We start from the raw sequence: 24,020 nt of genomic DNA, 5'->3' as shown, positions 1-24,020 counted from the left end.
CAACCCCCTTTTAACGTCCCATTACAGGCATAATCAAGTCTGGAATGGTCATGACAACTCCTGGAATATAAGTAATCAAAAGCAATACTGCAATCATAACTATAAAAAATGGCATTAGTGTTTTTATTAAATTCCCAATTGGTACACCCGATACTGCAGAACCTACAAAAAGCGTTCCACCTACAGGTGGTGTTATTAAGCCAATACCAAGATTCAGGATCATAATTGCCCCAAAATGGACTGGGTCAAGACCAATACCAAGTGCTATTGGCAATAAAATCGGCGTTGTTACAAGAATAATAGCTGACATATCCATAATCGTACCGAGCAATAACATAGTTATATTTAGAATAAGCATGATGACATATCTATTATCTGTCAGACTGGTAATTGCACTTGCTACCAACTCTGGCATTTCCAAGTAGGTCAAGAGCCAGCCAAAAACCTGTGATGTAGAAATCAAAATCATTACAATTGCTAGAGTACCAAGTGAACGTTCAATAACACGCCACATTTTGGCAAGTGTTAACTCTTTGTAAATAAAAAAACCGACGAAGATTGCCCATATTACAGCAATAGCTGCAGATTCTGTAGCAGTAAAGACACCACTCACAACACCAAAAACAACAATAAGCACAGTTATAAGCCCCCAAATGGAATCAAGCAGGGTTTTTAAAACATGCTTAATATTAAATGAATCACCCTTTGGATAATCCCGTTTTACAGAAAGAATATAACTATATACCATCAAGGCAATTCCTAAGATAACTCCAGGGACTATTCCAGCTAAAAACAAGCGTCCGACTGACACACTGCCTGCCACCATAGCATACATAACCATATTATGGCTGGGTGGAATAAGTAATCCCTGAACAGAACTGGCCATAGTAACATTGGTCGAAAACTCGTCATCATAGCCTTGCCCTCGCATCATTGGAATAAGAATAGTCCCCAGAGATGCTGTATCAGCAGTTGATGAGCCTGATATGCCGCCAAAGAACATTGAAGCAACGATATTTACCATCGCAAGCCCTCCGCGCAGCCAACCTACCAGGGCATTTGCAAGCTTAATCAACCTCTTTGAAATCCCACCTGCACCCATAAGTTCACCAGCTATGATAAAAAAGGGTACTGCCATCAAGGTAAACACATTAACCCCCTTAACCATCAGTTGGGCAATCTGCATTAAGGGCAGTCCCAGATAGATAGTTGTCAAAAGACTCGAAATACCTATGGCAAAGGCAATAGGAAATCGACAAATCAGCATAATAAAAAAAGAACCTATCAAAATTATTATAGCAATTGTATTTGGATCCATCTGCTAATCTTCCTCCATTCCACGGATTTGCTCTGCAGCATCTTCTACCAACATTTCAGCTTCATCTGCTACAGTAATACTATGGAGTGTTACACCTCTTCTACGACGGTCAAAGAAATTAATAAACCTCTCAATTTCCATCAAACATATGGCAACACCCGCAAAAGGACAAGTAAGATATAACCACATTGATTTAATCCCTACACCGGTGATAACATTTCTCCCTGCTAGCAGGGAAAACTGCCATCCATATACAATCATAAACAAACCAAAAGCAAAAATAAACACCTGCGCCATAGCAGACACTACAGAGACAAATTTTTCAGAGGCAATAAAGTCAAGCATAGACATACGGATATGTGTATCACTGCGTATGGCAAGTGCAGCACTGACAAGAGACATATATACCATGCACATCAGAACAATCGGCTCACCCCATACAAGACTATTTTTAATAACAAATCTATTGAATACAACATAGGCAGTAATGATTACCATAGCTATAAATGACAACTTACATGAGGTCATAAAAAAGCAGTATACACCATCAAAAAACTTATTAACCCATTTCATAATATACCTCCAATATTTTTGATCTAAGTATAAAAATGGGAACCCTGCCGTAGCTGTTCCCATTTTTTCTGAAAATTAATTATGAAACCAATTATTTTGCCTGAATAGCCTCATAATATTTTTCATAACCAGCAATATACTTTAATACAACATCTTTGGTTGCTTCAATATATGGAGTCTTATCTGGTACTTCTATAACATTAACACCTGCAGCTTTGATTTTTTCTAAAAGCTCTTTATCCAGGCGCTCTATGTTTTGACGGTTCCATTCCTCAGTCTCTTTAGCAGCTTCCATAATCAGAGCCCGATCCTCTGCATCAAGTTTGTTCCATGAAGCCTCACTCATGAGAACGATAGAAGGACTATAGGTATGCCCTGTTAAAATATAATTTGGGGCAACTTCATAAAATTTATTTGAATAATAACCTGAGAAGGGTTGTTCCGCACCATCTACTACACCAGTTTGCAGTGAAGAATAAAGTTCAGAGAAACTGATAGGTGTTGACTGAACACCTAAAGCACCTACAGTCTCAGTCATCAGCTCTGTTGTAGGCACACGTAATTTAAGACCTTCAAAGTCATCAACACTATCAATCACAATATCTTCTGCTGTAAAGAAGTGTCGACTACCTTCATCAAGATAAAAGAGCCCTACCATACCAGTACCTATCTCCTGTGGTTCACGTAAAAATTCCTCTCCGATCTCACTATTCAACACATCCCAAAGGTGTTCACGGTCACGGAAAACAAAAGGTAATCCAAACAGTGTCAGCTTTTTAACTCCAAAATCACCAAGGGAATTGGTATTTCCACGACAAATATCAATTACCCCACCCATTTGTAAGGTTTGATAGACGGTTTTTTCATCACCTAATTGACCAGCTGGAAAAACTTTAATGGTAATACGTCCATTAGATTTTTCGGAGACAAGTTTAGCAAAATAATCCCCACATTCATCCATAATATGACCATCTGGGTTTAATTCTGCATATCTAAAGGTATATGAAGGTTTATCTTTGGCAAAGACCTGCACCGACAATACAGTTGCGAACATTAACACTACAATAAATAAAGACAATACTTTTTTCATTGAAATTAATCCTCCCTTTAATTTGTTTTACTAAAATAACAACTTGTAGGCTCCGTTTTCATACATTGGCATACTGCTTTGGAAAACAATTTCACTACCTACATAGACAGTATCCATAGGCGGACGTACATCCCGCAAGACATATTCTAGTAAATACTTTGCTGCTAAATATGCCTGTAAATAGGGGTTTTTTTGTAAGAGTTGAGTAAAAACACCTTCGCGTAAATATTTGAAGTTCTCTTCAAATAAGTCACTACCTACTGCTGTCATCTGACCATCCCTACCCGTTTCAACCAGCGCTTTTCCCAGCATCACACTACTGCGGGCATTTACACTGCAACACGCGGCCACTTCCTCCCGCCGCAATTCTCGCACAATACGCTTATAATGTTCTTCCTTGCTTTTATTGCTGTGAATCTTGTATACAGGGTTGTTGAGCCCTTTTTCTTCCAGGTAAGCATCAAATCCCTGGGCTATTAGATAGTGGGCTGGAATTGACGCATCACCAGCACAAAGCAAGATGCTTCTATTCTTCGGTATTTGACGAGTAATCAACTCTGCCAGTGTGCGCCCGATAATTTGATAGTTAGGCTGCACACAACACAACCTACCGGATTTCGGGAGATCCGTATTAATAAGAACAACAGGAATATCCTTTTCAACAAAACGCTGAATAGACATCTCCCCATAAATACCCATATGACCTAGTGTCAATAACCCACTCACTTCAGTATGCTGCAACAGATCATTAAGTTCATCAGCTTGGGTGTTGGGACCATCATAGTACTGTACCTCAAACAATTCAACATTGAAGTCACTCATTGTACGCATGTAATCACGTACACCTTCCCATACATAAGTAAAGTAAAATCGATTATCTTCAGTTGGACCCGGAAACGCTGCTGCGATACGAATGGTTTTACGTTTAAGTGATGATGCAACTACATTCGGTCGATAACCACACTCTTTGGCAATTTTTTGAATACGCAAACGTGTTTGCTCACTCACTCCCGGCTTCTGAGCCAAAGCACAGTGCACTGTACTAATGGACACATCAGCCTTTTCAGCTATGTCTTTGATAGTAATACGTTTATCCAAAATATTCACTCCATGTTTACAAAAACGTTTTTGTTCTTATATTTTAATTATATACTTATCATAAACTTTTGTCAATACATTCTGACAAAAGTTTATGATTCTATTGTAAGAAATTTATATTGAACAAAGCAAATTTTTTTCAAGTAATCTTAGGTGTATGAACTTGAAATAAAGCAAAAACATACTATATATTGTGTTAATCACTGTTCAAGGTGTTTTATCGGTTGTAAAATCTTATTTTGAGTAAAGATCAATTCTTGATATAAAAAAATAAGCTTTTTACAGTAATACCATATATAATATTTACACTGTTTCACTATTATATTTGTATATCTTTCTTGTAAATCATTCCATTATTTTGTTGAGATTAACTATAACGTTTTGGTAATTTACATTTCCCCACATTAGCTAAAATAACATTACAGCTAAAAAGAAAGAATACCAGCTGCTTCTGTTGCCGTAAAAAATCCAGATACAACTCCTATTACAACGGTTAGCACTGTAATCAACCCGAAAATGGCCTCTATAAAACAAAATAGAAATTCTTTAAAGCTTAAAAGCATCACCCTTTGGATATTTCCTCTTTTGAGCTATAATTACTACAAAAGAACCAATTAAGCTTTAAAATAGAGTGTTTTATTAGGTCTAGCTAAATATAAATACACCTATCTACTGTTGAACTTGGGTGAAAACATTGTCGAAATTTATTATAAAACCACCTAATAATTATTAGGTGGTTTATCTTATCCCTTTTCTTCTTTATATAAATGCCTGGTAAATAGCGCAAATCCCAATCCATATACAAAATGTGCAACTATGGTTACCATAATTGCTGAAGGACCTTGGGGTATCTTTTCCTGTACTGAAGCCCCTAATACTGTGCCAAATAGACCTACCCATAAAAACATAGCATAACCTATTCCTTTTATCCAGAGGTAATCTTTACCCGAAAAATATATTATAATAACAAAAACTACTCCTAAAACAGCTGTAACAACCAGATCTGCCACACCACCTATAAAATAGGCAACAGGCATAAATAAATACTCCCTGTCAAGAAAACGTGTAGCCACTATCTGCCAGAATACTACTTTAGTAAAATTAAGTTGATACATTATATAATTAGCAGTCAATTTGATAATATCAGCCAGTATACCAATTAAAGCACCTGTCATTATTCTATCTTTAAACATAATACCTTCCCCCTTATTAAATATTATCACCATTTAATAAGGAATTAATTCTATTTTTAACTGCTTAGTATATTAGATAAAAGAAATTAGAACCTAAACATTTAATAATTTATTGAATATTTAAACTTAATCATATTACTTTACAAGCAGCATAGCTTTCTGTATAATTAAGTCATAACCTTTATAAGACAATAAGAATATAAGAAAGGGGAGATTCAAATGTTAAAAGGTATTTTAACCTTAGTTTCTCTATTGGCAATCTCATTATTGCCTAGCATACTGTACACTATTTCTTTTGTACACTAACAACATACTGCTTTTAAAAAGCCTCAACCTGTTAAGTTGAGGCTTTTTCATTCATCAAAAACAATATTTCTTTCTTTTTATTTGATACATATCTTTATCTGCTTTAATAAAGATTTTTTCTAAATCATCATCTGGACTACTTTTTACTCCATACCCAGCAGAAATATTAACGGGAGGATTTAGACCTTTCTGCTGATTATATTTCTCACATTCCTCCCCGATACGATTGCAGAAATCACAAGCAACCCGAGAGGCAGCATCTGGCAATATCACCGCAAACTCATCCCCACCTATCCTTGCCAAAACATCTTCAGCCCTAGAAATAGATTTGATAATTGTACCAGCTGATTTTATATAATTATCTCCTTTTTTATGTCCATAATTATCGTTGATAGATTTTAGACCATCCAAATCAGCAACAATTATACTGATAGGTGATTTGCGTGATTGATTTAAGCGTTCAAGTTCATTTTCAAAATATCTACGGTTATAAAGCCCTGTCAGCTGGTCATGAAAAGATAAATATTTCATCTCTTTTTCATATTTCTTTCTCCTGGTAATATCACTAAAGGAAACAATAATTTCTCTAACTTCATTATTACTGTCAACCAGTGGTTTAATGATATACTCAATCCAGAGTTTTTTACCCCAGTAACTTTGATATTTATCTTCACCACTAATAACTTTATTTTCCTGAACAGAACGTTCAATTCCCTTTTTGAATTTTTCTATCCCCACCAATTCCAGCACATTAAGACGCATAGTCATCCCTTTGCCTGGAGATCCTAGAATACTAAGCAGTCTTTTATTAACATTCAGGAGATTTCCATCTCTATCACATTTAATTAATCCTATTGGTGCTTCATCAAATAATTGTTTATACTTCCTTTGACTTTCTTTTAAAGATTTTTCTATTTCGTTATTTCTTGTAATATCTCGTAGTGAACCAATGATTTGAACAACCTCATCTTGACTATTTAAAACAGGACTTAGTTTAGTATGCCAGGTCTTCTCTCCTGCTGCAAGAACTATCTTTTCAGTATAATTTATAGTCCTTTTTTCCTTTTTACACCTCTGATAATTAGCTATTAACCTTTTAGCCAGAGGTTTATTAAAAAGATCTTGCGGTCCCTTACCCTTTATTTTTTCTGAAGAAAAACCGCTTAGTTCTTCGTGAACAGGATTTAATCTCCTATATTTAAAACTATCCCCTACAACATCAATTAAAAAGATAGCATCCTGGGTATTATTAAAAATAGTTTCATAATCCTGTTTGTTTGATTGTAAGTTTTCCCTGAGTTTCCTTTTAATTATTATTAAATAAAACCCCAGGGCAATAATTATTAAACCCTGGGTTATTAATAATCCCTTCATTTTTTCCTCCCCTAATTAAGCTGGGCAGCAACAGGCATTCTCCTGCCCATTCCAAAGGCCTTACTTGTCAGTTTAAGACCAGGGGCAGCCTGCCGCCTCTTATATTCATTATTATCTACCCTATTAATTACCCAACTAACCATTTCCTGGTCATATCCCTGGGCTGCTATTTCCTTAATAGACATATTTTTATCTATATAATAATATAGTATTTTATCCAGCACTGCATAAGGAGGAAGTGAATCCTCATCCTTCTGGTCAGGTCTTAATTCTGCTGAAGGTGCTTTTTCAATAATCTCTTCTGGAATCATCTCTTGTTTTCTGTTTATATAACTGGCCAGTTCATAAACCATTGTCTTGGGGACATCTGCCAGGACACTTATCCCACCACTCATATCACCATAAAGTGTGCAATACCCAACAGCCAGCTCACTCTTATTACCTGTAGCCAGTACCAGATGTCCAAATTTATTAGAAAAAGCCATCAAAATATTACCCCTTATTCTGGCCTGAATATTTTCCTCTGTCACATCTTCAGGGAGATCAGCAAAATAGCCGCTCAGGGTATTTTTATATGATTCAAAAATATCCTTAATAGATATTACTTTAAAATCAACCCCCAGGTTACCGGCCAGTTCCCTGGAGTCTATGACACTCCCCTCTGATGAATAGGGCCCAGGCATAGATACTGCCAAAATATTATCCGCTCCAAGGGCCTCAGCAGCCAGACAGAGGGTCACAGCTGAATCAATACCCCCTGATAAACCAATTACCGCTTTTTTAAAACCACATTTTTGAAAATAGTCTTTTATGCCCAAAACTAAAGCCTGCTCTACACTTGCTATTTTATCATCTTGCTTTTTTTGAATAGTATAAGGCCTGTCTACTTGCTCTATATCCCTGGATAATTCAATACTTAATAAATCATCAGCAAAGGCCTTTAACTTACCCAGCATCTCACCATTTTTATTTATAATCATACTCTGTCCATCAAAAATCAGTTCATCATTTCCCCCTACCTGATTTAAATAAACAAAGGGAATCTCATATTTATTTACATAGTTTTTTAATATATTGGTCCTGATCTCATCTTTATCATACTGAAAGGGGGATGCAGAGATATTAATTATTATTGAGGCCCCTTTATTAACCAGTATGTCTACTGGGTCCAGGTCATAGTGTCTATTTTCCCAGAGATCAGGGTCATTCCAGATATCCTCACAAATAGTAATGCCAAGTCTTTCCCCTTTAAACAAATACGTAGCTATCTCTTCAGCAGGGTCAAAATACCTGGTTTCGTCAAAGACATCATATGTAGGCAGGAGCGATTTGTGCTGTTTAAAAAGTAAGCTACCATTAGAAATCAATAAGCCTGAATTATATAAACCCTTACCAGCCTTTTTCCCCGTCTCAACCGGGGCACCAATTATAATACCCAGCTGAGGATAATCCCTTGAAAAATCTATTAGTTCTTCAACTGCACTATTCACCTTGAAAATTAACTGCTTTTTATGAAGGAGGTCCCTGGGGGGATAACCAGAAAGGACCATTTCAGGAAAAACAATTAGATCAACCCCATCACCGGCCTTTTTAATAGATCCTTTAATCTTTTTAAGATTATTATCTATATCACCAACAGTTGGATTAATTTGTGCTAAACATATCTTCATCAATTAATACCTCCATTTTACTTTCCATAATGTCGAATTTTTGCCTATTCATATTATAATATCAATACTATTTTATTACAAGGAGATATTAACAGCAATCTTGACTTACATTTCATTGACTGTAGATTATTATAAAATCACCTTAAAAAATAGTAATATGAATAATACATGAGTGGTAATATTAGTAATATGGATAGTAGATTAATCAAATGAATAGTTAGCAGCATAGTCCTTAATAAATAATTCAAATTACTACATAATTTTATAAATACTAGTTATAATATTATTACTAGTTATAAAGTTTTTAATTAAATAATATTTAGAAAACTATTGCAAAATACATTAAGCTTAATATTGGGAGGTTTGGAAACAAATGGCGATTCGTTATTTTCATCTCATAAAATTAGCAATATTTCTTTTCGCCCTTATTGTACTTGTTCCAAGAAATGAAATTCGTCGTCTTACTGTATATGGGATTATATTTGGCAGCTTTTATGATGTAATAGGACTCACAATTGGTTATCTAACAAATACTTTTAGATGGATTAACTTTAACCCCTTCGGTTATGGTTATATACCAATAGACTCACCAATATCTTGGTGTACATTCTTCATTATGTACTTCTATCTTTTACCTAAGAATAAACTACTAGTTTATATATTTCCTATATCAGGGGTAATTATGAGCATGATATATTCAAGAGTATTAGTAAATTTAGAAATGTTTATTGAACCTGTTTTCTTGCTAAGATTGGCTAATTTCATATTATGGTTTACTTTTGCGACCTGGGGTTATTTAAAATTAAACAAATATATTGAGGCAAAAAATTGATTTTTTAATTTGCTAATTCAAAGACTGTTAAAATAAAGAATCAAATACCAATATAGCGCATATAAATAAAAAATGACCAGCCAAAACTCTGGCTGGTCTCTTTATAATCCTTGATATATCAACAAAAATAACTGGTGGGACTAGAAGGATTCGAACCTTCGGCCTACAGATTAGGAATCTGTCGCTCTATCCTGCTGAGCTATAGCCCCACATATATGAGATAATTTATCCCTTGACATTTTTAAATTATACAGTGAACAGTGGGATTTGTCAAGTAAATTCAAGCTAAAATAATCATTTTTCTCTGCTGGACTGCCAGTCAATTATATAATACAGATCATCTCTAGGCTTACCGGCTGGTAGAGATTTGAGATGTTTTATTGCCCGGGTAAGGAAACGTTCCCCCATAGTCTTACTCCTATTTAGTGAATCGCTCTCCTTTACCATCTTGGTAATCTGCTTAATATCCCCCTCAGTAAAATCACCCTGCCTGAGCAGCTGCCATGCTTTTTTCTGATAATTACCATCTTCCAGCAGACAGATAACAGGTAAGGTATAAATACCAGCTGCCATATCCTGACCTACCTTTTTACCTGTTTTTTCTTCATCACCAGTAAAATCTAAGAGGTCATCCTGAATTTGAAAGGACATTCCTAATTCAAGACCAAAATTATATAAATGATGTAATAAATTATCCCTTAAGCCGCTTTCGTAAGCCCCCAGATAGGTACTAAGCCCAAAAAGCAAAGCTGTCTTTCGCCTGATCCTCTTTAAATAATCCCTTACTGTCACATGATAATTATATTTTTCCTGGAATTGAGCTATCTCACCTTCACAGATAAGACGCACTGTTTTATTTAAGCTGTTTAAACCCTTTCGGGAAAGATTATTAGAAAATAAAATATATGATTTCGCCAGGAGATAATCACCCACAAAGACTGCAATATTTTTGCCAAATCTATGCTGAGCAGTTTCCCGACCTCTCCTTAGTTTTCCTTCATCAATAATATCATCATGTACTAAGGTAGCCATATGGAGTAATTCAATACCACTGGCAAGCTGTATTATCTTATCTTTATTATAATTGCCAAAACTAGCAGCTATATTAATCATGATAGGCCGGAGCCTCTTTCCCCCACCATTGATTAAATCACTGATTGCTGTGTTTAATATATCCCTTCTGGATTCACAGTGTTTTTTCATATAATTATTTAATTCTATTCGAAAATCATTGAATCTAGTCAAACAAAATCACATCCCATTTAATTGGAAATCATCATTTAGAATATCAACTTGACCTTCAATTCCACTTGATAGTATTATCCCCAAATCCTTAGTAATTAACATTGCTTCAACACCATCAATCTCTTCAAGTAGTTCTAGCCCCTTTGCTGGTCCAAGGATAAAAATACTGGTTGACAGGGCATCTGCATCAAAGGAATCAGTTGTTATAATTGTACAGCTTAAAAGACCACTATCTGCCGGGTAGCCTGTATCCGGATCAAGAATATGATGGTAGATAACACCATCCTTTTCAAAATACCTCTCATAATTACCTGAAGTTACTAATGTTTTATCCCTTACATCTATACTGGCCATAACATTACCGCGATTATGACGGGGATCCTGTATACCTACCTTCCAGGGAGTTCCATCAGGCTTTTCACCAATTACCAATACATTTCCCCCCAGGTTAACATAAGCACTCTCTACCCTGGAATTTTTTACAATCCTTCTAACCTCATCAGCAGCATAACCTTTGGCAATAGCACCCAGGTCAAGACTCATCCCCTGTTTTTCCAGCATAACTGTCATCTGCTCATCATCCAGGTCAATCCATTGATAATTAACTAGTTTTAAGGCCTCTTTAATTTCATCTTCAGCAGGCACCCGGGCATTCTCTGTGCCAATACTCCACAACTTTACAAGTGGACCAATAGCCGGATTAAACTTTCCGTTTGTTAAATTAGCATATTCAACCGCCTTCTTAAGCACCCTATATGTATCAGCATTGACCTTGATATCTTCTCCTGGATGAGTATTTATTCTAGATATTTCACTGGAAACAATGGTAGTGCTCATTTCATTCTCAATCTCCCTTAATCTGGTAAAACTATTATCAATAACTTCCTGGGCATTACTACCATAAACCCTCATTTGAACAACTGTACCCATTAAAAATGTTGTCGCATCCTTTGGATGAGTCCCATTCTCCCTTTTATTTTGACAGGCTGTAAAGGTTATCATCATAACTAATATTAATAATACTGCAATATATATTTTTTTAGCCACTTTCATCACCCTGTCATTTATATTAATCTATCACCTTAGAAAAGTCAACAATCAAATACCCAAATCCTGTATATAGTCTTTGGCAAGCCTTGATTACTTATTCCCCAGAGCAGTAAAAGGAAAAAAGGAAAGCCTGTTATAGACTTTCCTCAGAAAATTGCTATATCAGAAATTTACTTGAGGCCTGCCTGAATTAAAGCCATGTCAAGTGCTTCATTATAGCTTTCACCACTATGGGTAGCCCCTGTAAGGACATCTACCTCACCCTGGTTTTCAACTACTTTCTCTGGAAAACTGTTAAAATATTCAAGGGCAGGTTTTGAACCATAATCAGCAGCTTTAGCAGGCATTAGTTTTTCACGACCGTCTTCATTATCTACTAATTCCGGGTTAGCAGTTACCAGCCTGGCATCAGTAATTTCTTTATTTTCTACTGTAATCTCAACTATCACATGACCATGTTCAAAATCTTCGGCTAAACCATAGTATTTATTACCCTGATAGTTTCCACCGGCAATAGCTAGTGCCATGTCAACTGCTTCATTGTAATCATGCATACTATGTGTAGCACCAGTAATACCATCTACTTGGGTTGATTGATTTTCCAGAACCATGTAAGGGTATTCTAAGAAAGCCTTTTTACCCTCAGCATATTCATAGTGAAGCTTGAAAGGGTTAATCATATTAAGGTCAACAATCTGGCCGTGTTTAATAATGACTTCGATAACTACATCACCATGATCATTAGCAACAAAACCAAGATAATGACCATCTTTATAATTAGCCTCAGTAGCTAATATGTTAAAGGACAAAACAGCTACTAATAATAAACTAATTAACAAGATCATACTCTTCTTTATCATTTATTTCACCCCCTTTCAAAATAATTAGCACATTTTGGTTCTTCTATTTCCTTGTTAATATAAACACAACTTATACCCAAATAAATAAATTCACATATAAAGGAAACACAGATATTTTTAAAAATATGTTAATTTCAAATAATGTTAATAGTTTTCAAGGGTTATCTATATTTTGTATGTTAATTATACATTCTATCTTTACATTCGTCAAGTATATTCATATTTTCCTTTGCATATGGAAAATATTATGCTATAATATAATTGTTAAATAAGTAACATAACTAATTTAATTTATTCCTTTTTAAATTAATCAAAACCCTTTGTGAAGGGAATAATAAATATCAAGGAGGTCAAAAATGAGTAAAAATATTATAATTCTTGGGGCAGGTTATGGTGGAATAACCGCTGCTAAAAAACTAAATAGACTACTGAAAAAAAATCCCAATACCACTATAACCCTGATTGACAATAACCCTTACCATACCTTATTAACAGAAGTACACGAGGTCGCTGGGAATAGAATTGATAGTGAAAGAGTAAAGATTGGATTAAATGATATATTTAATTCAACAGAAGTTAATATAGTAAAAGATAAGATTAATGATATTAATTTTGAAAGCAAAACACTTAGCTCAGAAAATTTTCAATATAATTATGACTACCTTATTCTTGGTACCGGTAGTCAACCAACCCACTGTGGTGTAAAGGGTGCAGATGAAAACACCTTTACCCTCTGGTCTATAGATGATGCTGAAGCAATAAACCAGCACATTAAAAAATGTTTTCAGGAGGCCAGGGTTATTAGAGACTCCCAGTTAAGAAGGGAATTACTTACTTTTGCCGTCTGTGGTGGTGGATTTACAGGTGTAGAGATGCTTGGAGAATTAATAGAATGGCTTGATGAACTATCTGCTCAATACGAGATTCCTCGTGATGAGGTAAACTTATATCTCTGTGAGGGTCTCGACAGAATACTCCCTTCTTTAGATCAAAAATTGGCTGATAAGGCTATGGATTATCTGCAGAAAAAAGCTGTTAATCTTAAGCTGGGTTCCTTTGTAGATGAAGTAAAAGAAAATGGCCTGGTCTTTAGCAATGGTGATGTGCTTAACTGCCGAACAATAGTCTGGAATTGTGGTGTCATGGCTTCTGATACTGCCACTACCCTGGAATTAAAAACAGATAAAAGAGGCAGAATAGAGGTTAACAGTTATTTGCAAACAATAGAGTATCCTGAGGTATATGCTATTGGTGATAATGCCCATACCCCCTGGCAGGATAAAAAAGCACTTCCAGCCCTGGTAGAAGCTGCTTTACAGACAGGTGAAACAGCAGCCCATAATATTGCTGCAGATATTAATGGTTCTAAAAAGGAGGAGATCAAGGCTAAACTCCACGGTATAATGGTATCTATCGGAGGTAAATATGCTCTAGCTGACCTGATGGGTATTTCCTTGACCAGTTGGCCGGCAATGTATATGAAACACCTTGTAAATATGCATTACCTCTTTTCATTAGGTGGATTCAAAAATGGAATCGGCTATATCCTCAACTATATAAAAGAACAAAGCTCCAGTAAGGGACTAGTTGCCCAGAGTTTTGACCATTTCAGCCGGGAAGCATCTTCATTTCTACTGGCTTTCCTCCGCATATTCCTGGGATTTCAATGGCTCATCTCTGGACTTGACAAAGTTCATAATGGGTGGCTGACTGCCGGGGATAAACTGGTAGCCGGGGCATCAACCTCGCCTATTGGTCCTAATGCCCTGGACTGGTATGTAAGTTTTATGGAGGCAGTTGTCTTTCCCAATGCCTATTTATTTCAGGTAATGATTACTATGGGAGAACTAGCACTGTCAGCCTCATTAATTCTTGGCATCTTGGTCCCCTTAGGTGGTATCGGTTCATTCTTTATGACTATCAATTTCTTTTTATCAGGCTTTTATCCACAAAATGTTACTCTCCCCTGGTTCCTTTTCAGCTCAATAGCTGTGATCGGTGCTGGCAGATCACTTAGTGTTGATTACTATCTACTACCGTGGTTAAGAAGAATAATCTGGCGTAAAAAACGAGGTAAAAATAAAGACCTACAGCTGGTTATGAACCCTATCAACAATGATTAACAACCATTAAGAAAAAAAAGACCTTACCACTAGGTGGTAAGGTCTTTTTTGCTTTCATATACTTTAAAGGGGAGGGAGTTATATGTTTAAAACAAATAATATACTTTATCTGATGATATTCTTAAGAATCATTTCAAGCCTTATTGAAATGGGGGCAGCTGGTCTTATGTTTTATTTCAGAAGAATAGATACTGCTATCAGAATAAATGCCTTACTGGGATTAGTTGGGCCTATTATTCTAATACTGGTCACCTTTCTCGGTTTAACAGGAATAAGCAGTCAGCTAGACTTTAAAAAAATATTATTAATAGGACTCGGTGTCTTCTTAATACTACTTGGCAGCAGATAAAAAAGACTTAACCCTCCATTTCATTTTTCTAAATAAATAAGCCAGGCTGAATTGGTTCATTTTTACAGCCTTCTTAAAAGCAGTATAATATAATCTATTATCATTATCCCTACCTTTATTAAAGGTATAGGCACTAAAGACATCTATCTTATTAAACCCAGCTTTTTGCAATAAGCTTATAACATCACTGATTAAATAACCCCTCTCTTCATGTAATTCCTCATAACACTCATCCCGATTATCCAGGTAAATCTTTAAACGAACCTTCCATCTCTCTTGCTTCTGATCTACGATATCTTCCCAAAAACAACTATAACCCTCTCCGTGAAACATAGTTGTACCAGATTTAATACTCATTAACCTTGTTATGGTATTCATATCAAAAATAAAAAGACCATGATCATTCAGGGCAGAAAACACCTGATTAAAGACCTCAAACAGTTCTTTAGCAGTTAAAATATAATTTAAGCTATCAAAAAGGCATATTGCTAAATCATACTTTTTTACAGTAGTAAACTCCCTTAAATCCGCCGCAGCAAAATCAATATTACTTCGCTTATCAATTTTTCCCTCGGCCACAGCAAGCATATCCTGTGAACGATCTATACCGGTTACATAATAACCTTGATCATTAAAAAGAAGACTCATTGTCCCTGTACCACAGGCCAAATCCAGGACAGAATCTGCTTTACACTGATAGTAATTAAGAATATCATGGATATACTCAAACCATAATTTATATGGGACTGCCCCCATAATATTATCATAAATCTGGGCAAAAAATTCTGTATAGGCTTTTTTCTCCATTGTTTTGCCCCCCTTGTTAACCTTCAATTAAATCTACAATAAAATTAAAAATCTGGTCCTTCCCCTCTCCTGTTTTGGCCGAAAAAAAACAGAAATCCATATCTTCAGCAAGTTGGAGGGTTTCTCTAATCAGTTTTTTTTGTTTGCTCTGCTGGCTCTTCTTTAATTTATCAACCTTGGTAGCAGCAATAATAGTTGGTATCCCTGTGTCCTTTAACCAGTTAACCATCATTAAATCATCCTTAGTTGGTTTATGTCTAGCATCAATAATCTGTACTATGCCAACAAGATTAGTACGATTATAAAGATAGTCATCTATTAAACGCCCCCACTCTTTCTTAACTTTAAGGGGGACTTTAGCAAAACCATAACCTGGTAGGTCAACCAGCACAAAACGATCATCAATATTAAAGAAATTAATACTCTGTGTCCGCCCTGGTTGTGAACTTGTACGGGCCAGTTTATTCCTATTGAGTAGCTTATTAATCATGGAAGACTTTCCCACATTAGACCTCCCTGAAAAAGCGATTTCTGGGAAATTATGTTGTGGATAATCATTATTACTATAGGCACTACTTATAAATACAGGATTTTTAAACCTCATTATTTTCACCATCCATTAAGATTAACTCTAAAACATCATCCATATGTGCTACATAATGTACTTTGATATCCCGCCTGACCTGTTTTTTTATCTCCTGAAAGTTCTTTTTATTCTCCTCTGGTAGAATAATTTTTGTAATACCTGCTCGGCGGGCAGCCAGTACTTTAGTTTTAACACCACCCACCGGTAAAACCCTACCCCGCAGGGTTATCTCCCCTGTCATCGCATAGTCTCCCCTCAATGGTTTCCGGGATAAAGCTGAACCAATAGCTGAAGCAATAGTTATCCCTGCTGATGGGCCGTCTTTAGGAACCGCACCCTGTGGTACATGGATATGTAGATCATATCTCTCATAGAAATCATCCTCTAATCCTAAATCTTCCTGTCTGGAACGAATATAACTTAAAGCAGCCTGAGCTGATTCTTTCATAACATCCCCCAGTGAGCCAGTTAAAATTAGTTTGCCTTTTCCTTTTACAACAGCGACCTCAATATCCAGGATATCACCACCAGCATTGGTATAAGCCATTCCAGTAGCTACCCCAACCCTGTTTTTCTTTTTGGCTTTTTCATCTTTAAATCTCTCTACACCAAGGTATTTGGAAAGATTTTGTGTTGTTACCCTGGCCTGCCTTTCTCTACCCTCTACTATCTCACGGCTTACTTTACGTGTGACAGCAGATAATTTCCTCTCCAGGTTTCTGACTCCAGCCTCTCTGGTATATCTCCTGATTATCTGATAAATAGTATTGGTGGAAATACTTATTTTTTCATTATCCAGTCCATGGTCTTTTAAGATACGCGGCAGGAGGTATTTTCCCGCTATCTTTATCTTTTCATCATCTGTATAACCAGGTAATTCTATTACCTCCATCCTATCCAGCAGAGGGGCTGGTATGGGATGAGTTACATTAGCAGTAGTAATAAAAAGCACCTTAGAAAGATCAAAAGGTATCTCTAAATAGTGGTCAGTAAATTCACAATTTTGTTCAGGATCAAGGACTTCCAGTAAAGCAGCAGAAGGATCTCCCCTGAAATCAGCAGCCATTTTATCAACCTCATCAAGTAGGAATACTGGGTTACTACTGCCAGCCTCCCTCATAGCATTAATAATCCTTCCTGGGCGGGAGCCAATATATGTCCTTCTATGCCCCCTGATCTCTGCCTCATCTCTGACCCCACCGAGGGATATTCTGACAAAATCCCTTTTTAAAGCCCGGGCTACCGATTTTCCCAGGGAGGTCTTACCAACACCAGGAGCACCGGCCAGACATAATATCGGTCCACTCTTTTCTGGGGCCAGTTTGCGAACCGCTAAATACTCAAGTATCCTCTCTTTGACATCTTCTAAACCATAATGATCTTCATCAAGTACCAACTGGGCCTGTTCGATCTCCATTTTTTCCTCTCTGGTCTTCCCCCAGGGTAAGTCAAGTACACAGTCCAGGTAATTCCTGATAACAGTAGCCTCAGGTGACATAGCCGGTGTCTTATCCAGCCTATTAATTTCATCCTCAATTTTTTCAGCAATATCATCCGGTATATGTAACTCCTCCAGTTGTTGACGGTATTTATTTATCTCACTATCTTCCTCTAGGTCAAGCTCTTCCTTAATCACCTTCAACTGCTCCCGGAGGTAATACTCCTTCTGAGTTTTCTCAACCTGTTTTTTGACCTTCTTTTGAATCTGCTGTTCTATCTTAAGAACCTCAATCTCATCCTTAATTATACCTAATAATTCCTCCAACCGTTCTTTTACATCAAGGGCTTCAAGTAAGCTCTGTTCATCCTTATATTTTAATTCCAAATGAGAAGCAATAACATCAGCCAGTCTACCAGGCTCTTCAATATTATTGACACCCATCATTGTTTCAGCAGGCAAATGCCGATTATATTTTACATATTCCTCAAAACTATTTAATACAGAACGCATTAAGGCCTTCCAGTTTACATCAGTTTCTATAATACCATCATCATAGGTCTGAACCCTGGCCTCAAAATATTCATCATCTTCAACAAACTCAAGTATTCTCCCCCGTTTTTTCCCTTCAACAATGACTTTTATCATACCATTAGGGAGTTTAACTAACTGTTTAACCTCAGTTACTGTCCCCACAAGACAGAGGTCATCTGCCAACGGTTCTTCAATCTCCTGGTCTTTCTGGGTTGTTACAATAATCTCTTTTTCAGCCAGCATAGCTTTCTCCAGGGCCTCTATTGATTTTTCTCTACCAACCAGTAAAGGGATTACCATATATGGAAAAACAACCACACCTCTGGATGCCAGTAAGGGTAGTTCCAGAACTTCTTCGATTTCCTGTTCTTCAATATTATTAATATCCTCTGTCATCTCTTCCTCACCTCAATTATTCTATTCGCTTAAAGATAGCATATTCCTTCACAAAAAGTAAAATTATTAGTAATTTTATAACCCCGCCTGTGACGGGGTTAGCATTGTTAATTAGTAATAGTCATCAATTTATCAGAAGTAATTAGTTTTAACCTGTCTTCCTCTTTGACACTCATAGATTGATCAATTGCCTCTTCCAATGTTGTAATCGGAATAATATCTATACCAGCAATCTTTTTATAGATATTTTGCCAGTTTTCTTCCGGTATTAACACCTTCTCTGCCCCTGACCTTTTAGCCGCCGCTATCTTGGCTGTTACTCCACCCACCGGTTTAATAAGTCCCCGGATAGAGACCTCTCCTGTCATAGCAATTTTATTATCAACAGTAGTCCCAGTTAAGGCAGAATAAATAGCTACTGCTATAGACACTCCAGCTGATGGTCCATCAATTGGTAAACCCCCGGGGAAATTAATATGTATATCATAATCATAGGGATCACTGGACATCATCCTACGCAAAACCGTCAAAGCATTTTCGGCAGATTCTTTAGCCATACTCCTGCGGCGCAGTGTATGACCCCGTCCCCCCATCTCTTCTTCCTCAATAACACCGGTAATCCGAATTGAACCCTGGCCATCTAGCACCTTAATTGCGGCTACTTCTATTTCCAGTAAGATACCCATATCTGGCCCACTGATAGCAAGACCATTGACAACCCCAATTTGAGGAAAATCATGAACTAGTCGATCGGGTCTAGGTGAAAACCTACCACTATTGATTACCCTTTCTATATCATCAAGTATGATTATTTTACGGGCTTCTCCAGTAGCTATCCCACCTGCCAGTTGGGTCATGTTTACTACCTCCCGGCCGTTGCGGGCATAACGCTGAATCATCTCCAGGGCTGTTTCTTCAATAGAAAAACCCATTTTCTTAACAGCCCTTTGACTGATCTGACCCAGTTCCTCCTGTTGTAAATCACTAAAATATATCTCCAGACACCTTGACCTAATAGCAGGGGGGATATCTTGTGGTTGGCGGGTGGTTGCCCCAATAAGCCTGAAATCAGCTGGCAGACCATTCTGAAAAATATCATGAATATACTGGGGAATATTAGTATCTTCTTCACTATAGTAAGCACTATCCAGGAAAACCTTGCGGTCTTCTAATACCTTAAGCAGTTTATTTAGTTGAATAGGATGAAGCTCACCGATTTCATCAATAAATAAAATACCACCATGTGCCTTAGTTACTGCCCCAGGCTTTGGCTGGGGGATACCAGCCATACCCATAGGACCTGCCCCCTGGTAAATCGGGTCATGAACCGAACCGATTAACGGGTCAGCAATACTCCTTTCATCAAAACGCGCTGTTGTAGCATCAAGTTCAATAAACTTGGAATCATTATTAAAAGGAGAAGAAGGCATTTTTTTAGCTGTTTCCAGGACCAGTCTAGCAGCAGCTGTTTTACCTATACCTGGTGGTCCATAGACAATTACATGCTGTGGATTCGGACCACAGATAGCTGCTTTTAAGGCTTCAATACCTTCATCCTGTCCAATTATATCACTAAAAGATGTCGGTCTTGTCCTTTCAGATAGAGGCTGGGTTAGAGAAACCCTCCTCATCGATCTGAGTTTATTTAACTCATTCTTTGATTCCTTAATAACTGCTTTTTTAGTTCCCTGTTGATTACGTAGCATATTCCAAAAGTAAAGACCAATCACTATCATAAAAAAGAACTGTACCAGTGTTAAAATACCCAAAAAAGAAGTATCCATTATATCTGCCCCCTGTGCTTTGATGATATGATTTACTGCTTTAATTGATTTCACATAAATTAGTATATCCTTAAGCCAGTAAAATATCCTTAAGACAGGCAGAAAAATAAAGGACCTCCCTTTAAATTGAGAAGCCCTTAAATATACAATGAATTTTATTTTTTAAGCAGATTCTTCTTTACCATCTACCCTTAATAATTCAGGTGCTTTGTTTTCCTTGATAACTTCAGGTGTTATAATACATTTTTCTACAGAACTATCTGATGGAAGATCATACATTATCTCCAGGATAGCCTCTTCAACAACAGCCCTGAGCCCCCTTGCTCCAGTATTTCTGGACAAAGCCTTTTTGGCTATCTCAGATAAGGCCTCTGCTGTAAATTCCAGAGCCACATCATCCATCTCAAAGAATTTAGTATACTGTTTTACCAGGGCATTCTTTGGTTCAGTTAGTATCTTAACCAGATCAGATTCAATCAGCTCATCCAGTGTCACAATAACAGGGAGACGGCCGATAAATTCAGGAATTAAACCATAATGTAGGAGATCCTCTGGTAAAATATCCTTGAGGGTATCTCCAATATTCTCTTCTCCCTTACTTTTTATATCAGCACCAAAACCCATCACCTTATTACTGACACGGGACTTAATAAGCTTATCAAGACCATCAAAAGCACCACCAGCTATAAATAATATATTGGTAGTATCAATCTGGATAAACTCCTGGTGAGGATGTTTCCGGCCTCCCTGAGGCGGTACACTTGCCACCGTCCCTTCTAAAATCTTCAAAAGGGCCTGTTGAACACCTTCTCCAGAGACATCCCTTGTAATTGATGGATTTTCTGACTTCCTGGCTATTTTATCAATTTCATCTATATAGATAATTCCCCGTTCGGCTTTTTCAACATCATAATCAGCAGCCTGAATAAGCTTTAATAGAATATTTTCAACATCTTCACCAACATAACCAGCTTCTGTTAAAGAGGTTGCATCTGTAATAGCAAATGGTACATTCAGTATCCGGGCTAGTGTCTGGGCCAGTAAAGTCTTACCACATCCGGTCGGCCCTACCATCAGTATATTACTCTTCTGTAATTCTACATCATCTATTTTCATATCAGAATTAACCCGCTTATAATGGTTATAGACTGCTACCGCCAGAGATTTTTTGGCACGTTCCTGACCAACTACATACTGGTCAAGGATCTTTTTAATCTCTCTGGGTTTGGGGATATTCTGCAGGGTAAATTCCATACCATCATTTAACTCTTCCTCAATTATTTCATTACAGAGCTCTATACACTCATCACAGATATAAACCCCTGGGCCAGCAACCAGTTTGCGCACCTGTTCCTGGGATTTTCCACAGAATGAGCACTTTAACTGCCCCTTCTCATCTCCAAATTTAAACAAATTATATCACCTCTTATAAGGTTACTTTTCATTTAGGTCATTTCTGCTTATTACTTCATCTATTATACCATATTCAACTGCTTCTTCTGCTGTCATAAAATAATCCTGCTCAACATCTTTTTTAATCTGTTCTACATCTTTACCTGTATGATTAGCCAGTATTTGATTCAGTGTTTCTCTGATTCGTAATAATTCCTTGATATGAATCTCAGCTTCAGTTGCCTTACCCTGAACACCACCTGCCGGTTGGTGAATCATTACCCTGGCATAAGGGAGGGCATATCTCTTACCCTTTTCTCCAGAAGCCAGCAGTAAAGCACCAGCACTGGCAGCCTGCCCCATACAGATAGTAACTACATCTGGTTTAATATATTGGATTGTATCATACATAGCCAGAGCAGCTGTTACTGAACCCCCTGGACTATTTATATAAAGATAGATATCTTTATCAGGGTCATCCGCCTCCAGGAAAAGTAACTGGGCTATAACTAGATTTGCTAGGTGATCAGTCACCTGGTCCCCCAGAAATACTATCCTGTCCTTTAATAATCTGGAGTAAATATCATATGAGCGTTCACCCCTATTAGTCTGCTCAACAACCATTGGTACAAGTGCCATAATTTTTCCCTCCTTAAAATACATTATTCCCGATAAATAATTATTTAAACCCTCTCAATATTAACTATTTAGTTGTTTTCTTCCAGATAATCAATAACCTTCTTGATTGTTATTGAATGTACTAACCCCTCAAGTTGTCCCTGCAACTGCAAGAGAGCCTTGATCTCGTCAGCACTTCTCTCTCCTTCTTCAGCTATCTCTTCAATCATATTATCTATTTCTTCATCACTGGCTTCAATTCCTTCTTTTTTTGCAATTGCTTCCAGAACTAAATTACTTTTGGCCCTACTAGCGGCCTCATCCCTGTTCTTATCCCGCCAGGTCTCTTCATCAAACCCAAAATGGGAAAAATAGTCATCAATCTTTAATCCCTGCATAGACAAACTGTATTCCATATTTTGATACATCATATCTAATTCATTATTGACCAGAGTCTCAGAGACATCTACTTCAGCATTATCAGAAACAGTTTTGATTAACTCATCCTCAAATTCACGCTCAACCTTTTCTTTCTTCTGTTTGCTCAGCCTCTCTTTTATATCTTCCCTTAATTCAGCAAGTGTGTCAAAATCACTAACTTCTTTAGCAAAATCATCATTCAGTTCAGGTAATTTCTTGACCTTAATCTCTTTTATATTTACTTTAAACAGGGCATCTTTTCCCGCTAAATTCTCTGCCTGATATTCCTCTGGGAAACTTACCTCTATTTCTACCTCTTCTCCCACCTTTTTTCCAATCAACTGTTCTTCAAAGCCGGGTATAAAGGAAGCTGAACCAATCTCCAGGGTATATTCTTCAGCTGTCCCCCCGGGGAATTTTTCATCATCAACATAGCCCTCAAAATCAATAATTACAAAATCCCCATCTTCTACTAGTTCACGGTCAGTACTTTCCAGCTGGCTATGCTGCTCCTGTGTTCTACTAAGGTGGCTTTCAATATCATCTTCAGTTACCTCTACTTCTTCCTTTTCAATACCAAGACCAGTATATTCTCCCAGTTCCACCTCAGGTTTGACTTCAACTACAGCTACAAAAGTTGCTGGCTCATTTTCTGCTATATAGAAATCATTTACTTCAGGTTGAGCAATAGGCTCTATCCCTGTACTCTCAACAGCCTCTGAATATGCCCGAGGAATGATAATATCAAAGGCATCCCGATGAAGCACTTCTTTACCATACCTGGCTTCCAGTACTTTGCGGGGCACTTTCCCCTTCCTAAACCCAGGTAGAGAAACATCTTTAACCACTTTTTTATATGCCTTTTGAAGGGCATCATTAACCCTATCTGTTTCAACTTCCACCTTTAATTCAATCTTATTTCCTTCCAGTAATTCTTTGGCAACCTCCATAAAAAGCCTCCTTA

20 protein-coding genes and 1 tRNA gene are annotated in these 24,020 nt (G+C 37.0%); 3 read left to right on the top strand and 18 right to left on the bottom strand.

Features of this window, described 5'->3' with window-relative positions; all coding sequences use genetic code 11:
- Positions 1-10: 10 nt before the first annotated feature.
- The 7 genes from GM661_RS03975 to GM661_RS03945 form a co-directional block, all read right to left on the bottom strand.
- Entirely contained in the window at positions 11-1,318 is a 1,308-nt protein-coding gene (locus tag GM661_RS03975; RefSeq protein WP_230868840.1) for a TRAP transporter large permease, read from the bottom strand.
- Between the two features lie 3 nt (positions 1,319-1,321).
- Positions 1,322-1,891, bottom strand: coding sequence for a TRAP transporter small permease (locus GM661_RS03970; protein WP_230868839.1), 570 nt, complete (start codon positions 1,889-1,891; stop codon positions 1,322-1,324).
- Positions 1,892-1,982: 91 nt separating this feature from the next.
- On the bottom strand, positions 1,983-2,981 hold the full coding sequence (locus tag GM661_RS03965; RefSeq protein WP_230868838.1) for a TRAP transporter substrate-binding protein: 999 nt from the start codon (positions 2,979-2,981) through the stop codon (positions 1,983-1,985).
- A gap of 30 nt (positions 2,982-3,011) precedes the next feature.
- Positions 3,012-4,079 (bottom strand): LacI family DNA-binding transcriptional regulator, encoded by a 1,068-nt coding sequence (locus GM661_RS03960; protein ID WP_164522131.1) that lies wholly within the window; start codon positions 4,077-4,079, stop codon positions 3,012-3,014.
- Between the two features lie 743 nt (positions 4,080-4,822).
- Complete coding sequence (locus GM661_RS03955; protein ID WP_230868837.1) at positions 4,823-5,272, bottom strand: hypothetical protein; 450 nt, start codon at positions 5,270-5,272, stop codon at positions 4,823-4,825.
- A 360-nt stretch (positions 5,273-5,632) separates the two neighbouring features.
- Entirely contained in the window at positions 5,633-6,952 is a 1,320-nt protein-coding gene (locus GM661_RS03950) for a sensor domain-containing diguanylate cyclase (protein WP_230868836.1), read from the bottom strand.
- Positions 6,953-6,963: 11 nt separating this feature from the next.
- Positions 6,964-8,622 (bottom strand): NAD+ synthase, encoded by a 1,659-nt coding sequence (locus GM661_RS03945; protein WP_230868835.1) that lies wholly within the window; start codon positions 8,620-8,622, stop codon positions 6,964-6,966.
- A 373-nt stretch (positions 8,623-8,995) separates the two neighbouring features.
- Here GM661_RS03945 and GM661_RS03940 point away from each other — a divergent pair, with 373 nt between their 5' ends.
- Positions 8,996-9,454: a hypothetical protein gene (locus GM661_RS03940; protein ID WP_230868834.1), complete on the top strand. Its 459-nt coding sequence runs from the start codon at positions 8,996-8,998 to the stop codon at positions 9,452-9,454.
- A 132-nt stretch (positions 9,455-9,586) separates the two neighbouring features.
- Here GM661_RS03940 and GM661_RS03935 read toward each other — a convergent pair.
- The 4 genes from GM661_RS03935 to GM661_RS03920 all read right to left on the bottom strand — a co-directional run bounded on the left by GM661_RS03935 (position 9,587) and on the right by GM661_RS03920 (position 12,609).
- Positions 9,587-9,663, bottom strand: a tRNA-Arg gene (locus GM661_RS03935).
- Between the two features lie 85 nt (positions 9,664-9,748).
- Positions 9,749-10,699: a polyprenyl synthetase family protein gene (locus GM661_RS03930; protein WP_230868833.1), complete on the bottom strand. Its 951-nt coding sequence runs from the start codon at positions 10,697-10,699 to the stop codon at positions 9,749-9,751.
- A gap of 6 nt (positions 10,700-10,705) precedes the next feature.
- Positions 10,706-11,752 carry an FAD:protein FMN transferase gene (locus GM661_RS03925; RefSeq protein WP_230868832.1) on the bottom strand — a complete coding sequence of 349 codons (1,047 nt, stop codon included), beginning with the start codon at positions 11,750-11,752 and terminating at the stop codon, positions 10,706-10,708.
- Between the two features lie 167 nt (positions 11,753-11,919).
- A complete protein-coding gene (locus tag GM661_RS03920; RefSeq protein ID WP_230868831.1) occupies positions 11,920-12,609 on the bottom strand; it encodes an FMN-binding protein in 690 nt (229 codons plus the stop codon).
- A 356-nt stretch (positions 12,610-12,965) separates the two neighbouring features.
- Between GM661_RS03920 and GM661_RS03915 the strand changes: the two genes are divergently transcribed.
- Both GM661_RS03915 and GM661_RS03910 read left to right on the top strand, forming a co-directional pair.
- On the top strand, positions 12,966-14,732 hold the full coding sequence (locus GM661_RS03915; protein WP_230868830.1) for an FAD-dependent oxidoreductase: 1,767 nt from the start codon (positions 12,966-12,968) through the stop codon (positions 14,730-14,732).
- 82 nt (positions 14,733-14,814) lie between these two features.
- A complete protein-coding gene (locus tag GM661_RS03910) occupies positions 14,815-15,081 on the top strand; it encodes a YqhV family protein (protein ID WP_230868829.1) in 267 nt (88 codons plus the stop codon).
- Here GM661_RS03910 and GM661_RS03905 read toward each other — a convergent pair.
- The 7 genes from GM661_RS03905 to tig all read right to left on the bottom strand — a co-directional run bounded on the left by GM661_RS03905 (position 15,064) and on the right by tig (position 24,006).
- Positions 15,064-15,888: a class I SAM-dependent DNA methyltransferase gene (locus tag GM661_RS03905; RefSeq protein WP_230868828.1), complete on the bottom strand. Its 825-nt coding sequence runs from the start codon at positions 15,886-15,888 to the stop codon at positions 15,064-15,066. The genes GM661_RS03910 and GM661_RS03905 overlap by 18 nt on opposite strands.
- Positions 15,889-15,904: 16 nt before the next feature.
- Complete coding sequence (yihA, locus tag GM661_RS03900) at positions 15,905-16,492, bottom strand: ribosome biogenesis GTP-binding protein YihA/YsxC (RefSeq protein ID WP_230868827.1); 588 nt, start codon at positions 16,490-16,492, stop codon at positions 15,905-15,907.
- Positions 16,482-18,842 (bottom strand): endopeptidase La, encoded by a 2,361-nt coding sequence (gene lon / locus GM661_RS03895; RefSeq protein ID WP_230868826.1) that lies wholly within the window; start codon positions 18,840-18,842, stop codon positions 16,482-16,484. Before lon ends, yihA begins: the two co-directional genes overlap by 11 nt.
- Positions 18,843-18,949: 107 nt before the next feature.
- Positions 18,950-20,626 carry an ATP-dependent protease LonB gene (gene lonB / locus GM661_RS03890; RefSeq protein ID WP_269059901.1) on the bottom strand — a complete coding sequence of 559 codons (1,677 nt, stop codon included), beginning with the start codon at positions 20,624-20,626 and terminating at the stop codon, positions 18,950-18,952.
- A gap of 162 nt (positions 20,627-20,788) precedes the next feature.
- Entirely contained in the window at positions 20,789-22,039 is a 1,251-nt protein-coding gene (gene clpX / locus GM661_RS03885) for an ATP-dependent Clp protease ATP-binding subunit ClpX (protein ID WP_125988327.1), read from the bottom strand.
- A gap of 21 nt (positions 22,040-22,060) precedes the next feature.
- Entirely contained in the window at positions 22,061-22,657 is a 597-nt protein-coding gene (gene clpP / locus GM661_RS03880) for an ATP-dependent Clp endopeptidase proteolytic subunit ClpP (protein ID WP_125988325.1), read from the bottom strand.
- Positions 22,658-22,725: 68 nt separating this feature from the next.
- Entirely contained in the window at positions 22,726-24,006 is a 1,281-nt protein-coding gene (gene tig, locus GM661_RS03875; protein WP_230868825.1) for a trigger factor, read from the bottom strand.
- Positions 24,007-24,020 lie beyond the last annotated feature (14 nt).

Source organism: Iocasia fonsfrigidae, assembly GCF_017751145.1.
In the GTDB taxonomy this organism is placed as follows: domain Bacteria; phylum Bacillota; class Halanaerobiia; order Halanaerobiales; family DTU029; genus Iocasia; species Iocasia fonsfrigidae.
Note: the sequence above shows the minus strand (reverse complement) of the source record. Positions and strands in the feature narration are given on the sequence as shown.

Coding starts and splice junctions, on each gene's coding strand:
- GM661_RS03975 (WP_230868840.1), bottom strand. CDS start 1,318: ATGGATCCAAATACAATTGCTATAATAATTTTGATAGGTTCTTTTTTT.
- GM661_RS03970 (WP_230868839.1), bottom strand. CDS start 1,891: ATGAAATGGGTTAATAAGTTTTTTGATGGTGTATACTGCTTTTTTATG.
- GM661_RS03965 (WP_230868838.1), bottom strand. CDS start 2,981: ATGAAAAAAGTATTGTCTTTATTTATTGTAGTGTTAATGTTCGCAACT.
- GM661_RS03955 (WP_230868837.1), bottom strand. CDS start 5,272: ATGTTTAAAGATAGAATAATGACAGGTGCTTTAATTGGTATACTGGCT.
- GM661_RS03950 (WP_230868836.1), bottom strand. CDS start 6,952: ATGAAGGGATTATTAATAACCCAGGGTTTAATAATTATTGCCCTGGGG.
- GM661_RS03945 (WP_230868835.1), bottom strand. CDS start 8,622: ATGAAGATATGTTTAGCACAAATTAATCCAACTGTTGGTGATATAGAT.
- GM661_RS03940 (WP_230868834.1), top strand. CDS start 8,996: ATGGCGATTCGTTATTTTCATCTCATAAAATTAGCAATATTTCTTTTC.
- GM661_RS03925 (WP_230868832.1), bottom strand. CDS start 11,752: ATGAAAGTGGCTAAAAAAATATATATTGCAGTATTATTAATATTAGTT.
- GM661_RS03920 (WP_230868831.1), bottom strand. CDS start 12,609: ATGATAAAGAAGAGTATGATCTTGTTAATTAGTTTATTATTAGTAGCT.
- GM661_RS03915 (WP_230868830.1), top strand. CDS start 12,966: ATGAGTAAAAATATTATAATTCTTGGGGCAGGTTATGGTGGAATAACC.
- GM661_RS03910 (WP_230868829.1), top strand. CDS start 14,815: ATGTTTAAAACAAATAATATACTTTATCTGATGATATTCTTAAGAATC.
- GM661_RS03905 (WP_230868828.1), bottom strand. CDS start 15,888: ATGGAGAAAAAAGCCTATACAGAATTTTTTGCCCAGATTTATGATAAT.
- yihA (WP_230868827.1), bottom strand. CDS start 16,492: ATGAGGTTTAAAAATCCTGTATTTATAAGTAGTGCCTATAGTAATAAT.
- lon (WP_230868826.1), bottom strand. CDS start 18,842: ATGACAGAGGATATTAATAATATTGAAGAACAGGAAATCGAAGAAGTT.
- lonB (WP_269059901.1), bottom strand. CDS start 20,626: ATGGATACTTCTTTTTTGGGTATTTTAACACTGGTACAGTTCTTTTTT.
- clpP (WP_125988325.1), bottom strand. CDS start 22,657: ATGGCACTTGTACCAATGGTTGTTGAGCAGACTAATAGGGGTGAACGC.
- tig (WP_230868825.1), bottom strand. CDS start 24,006: ATGGAGGTTGCCAAAGAATTACTGGAAGGAAATAAGATTGAATTAAAG.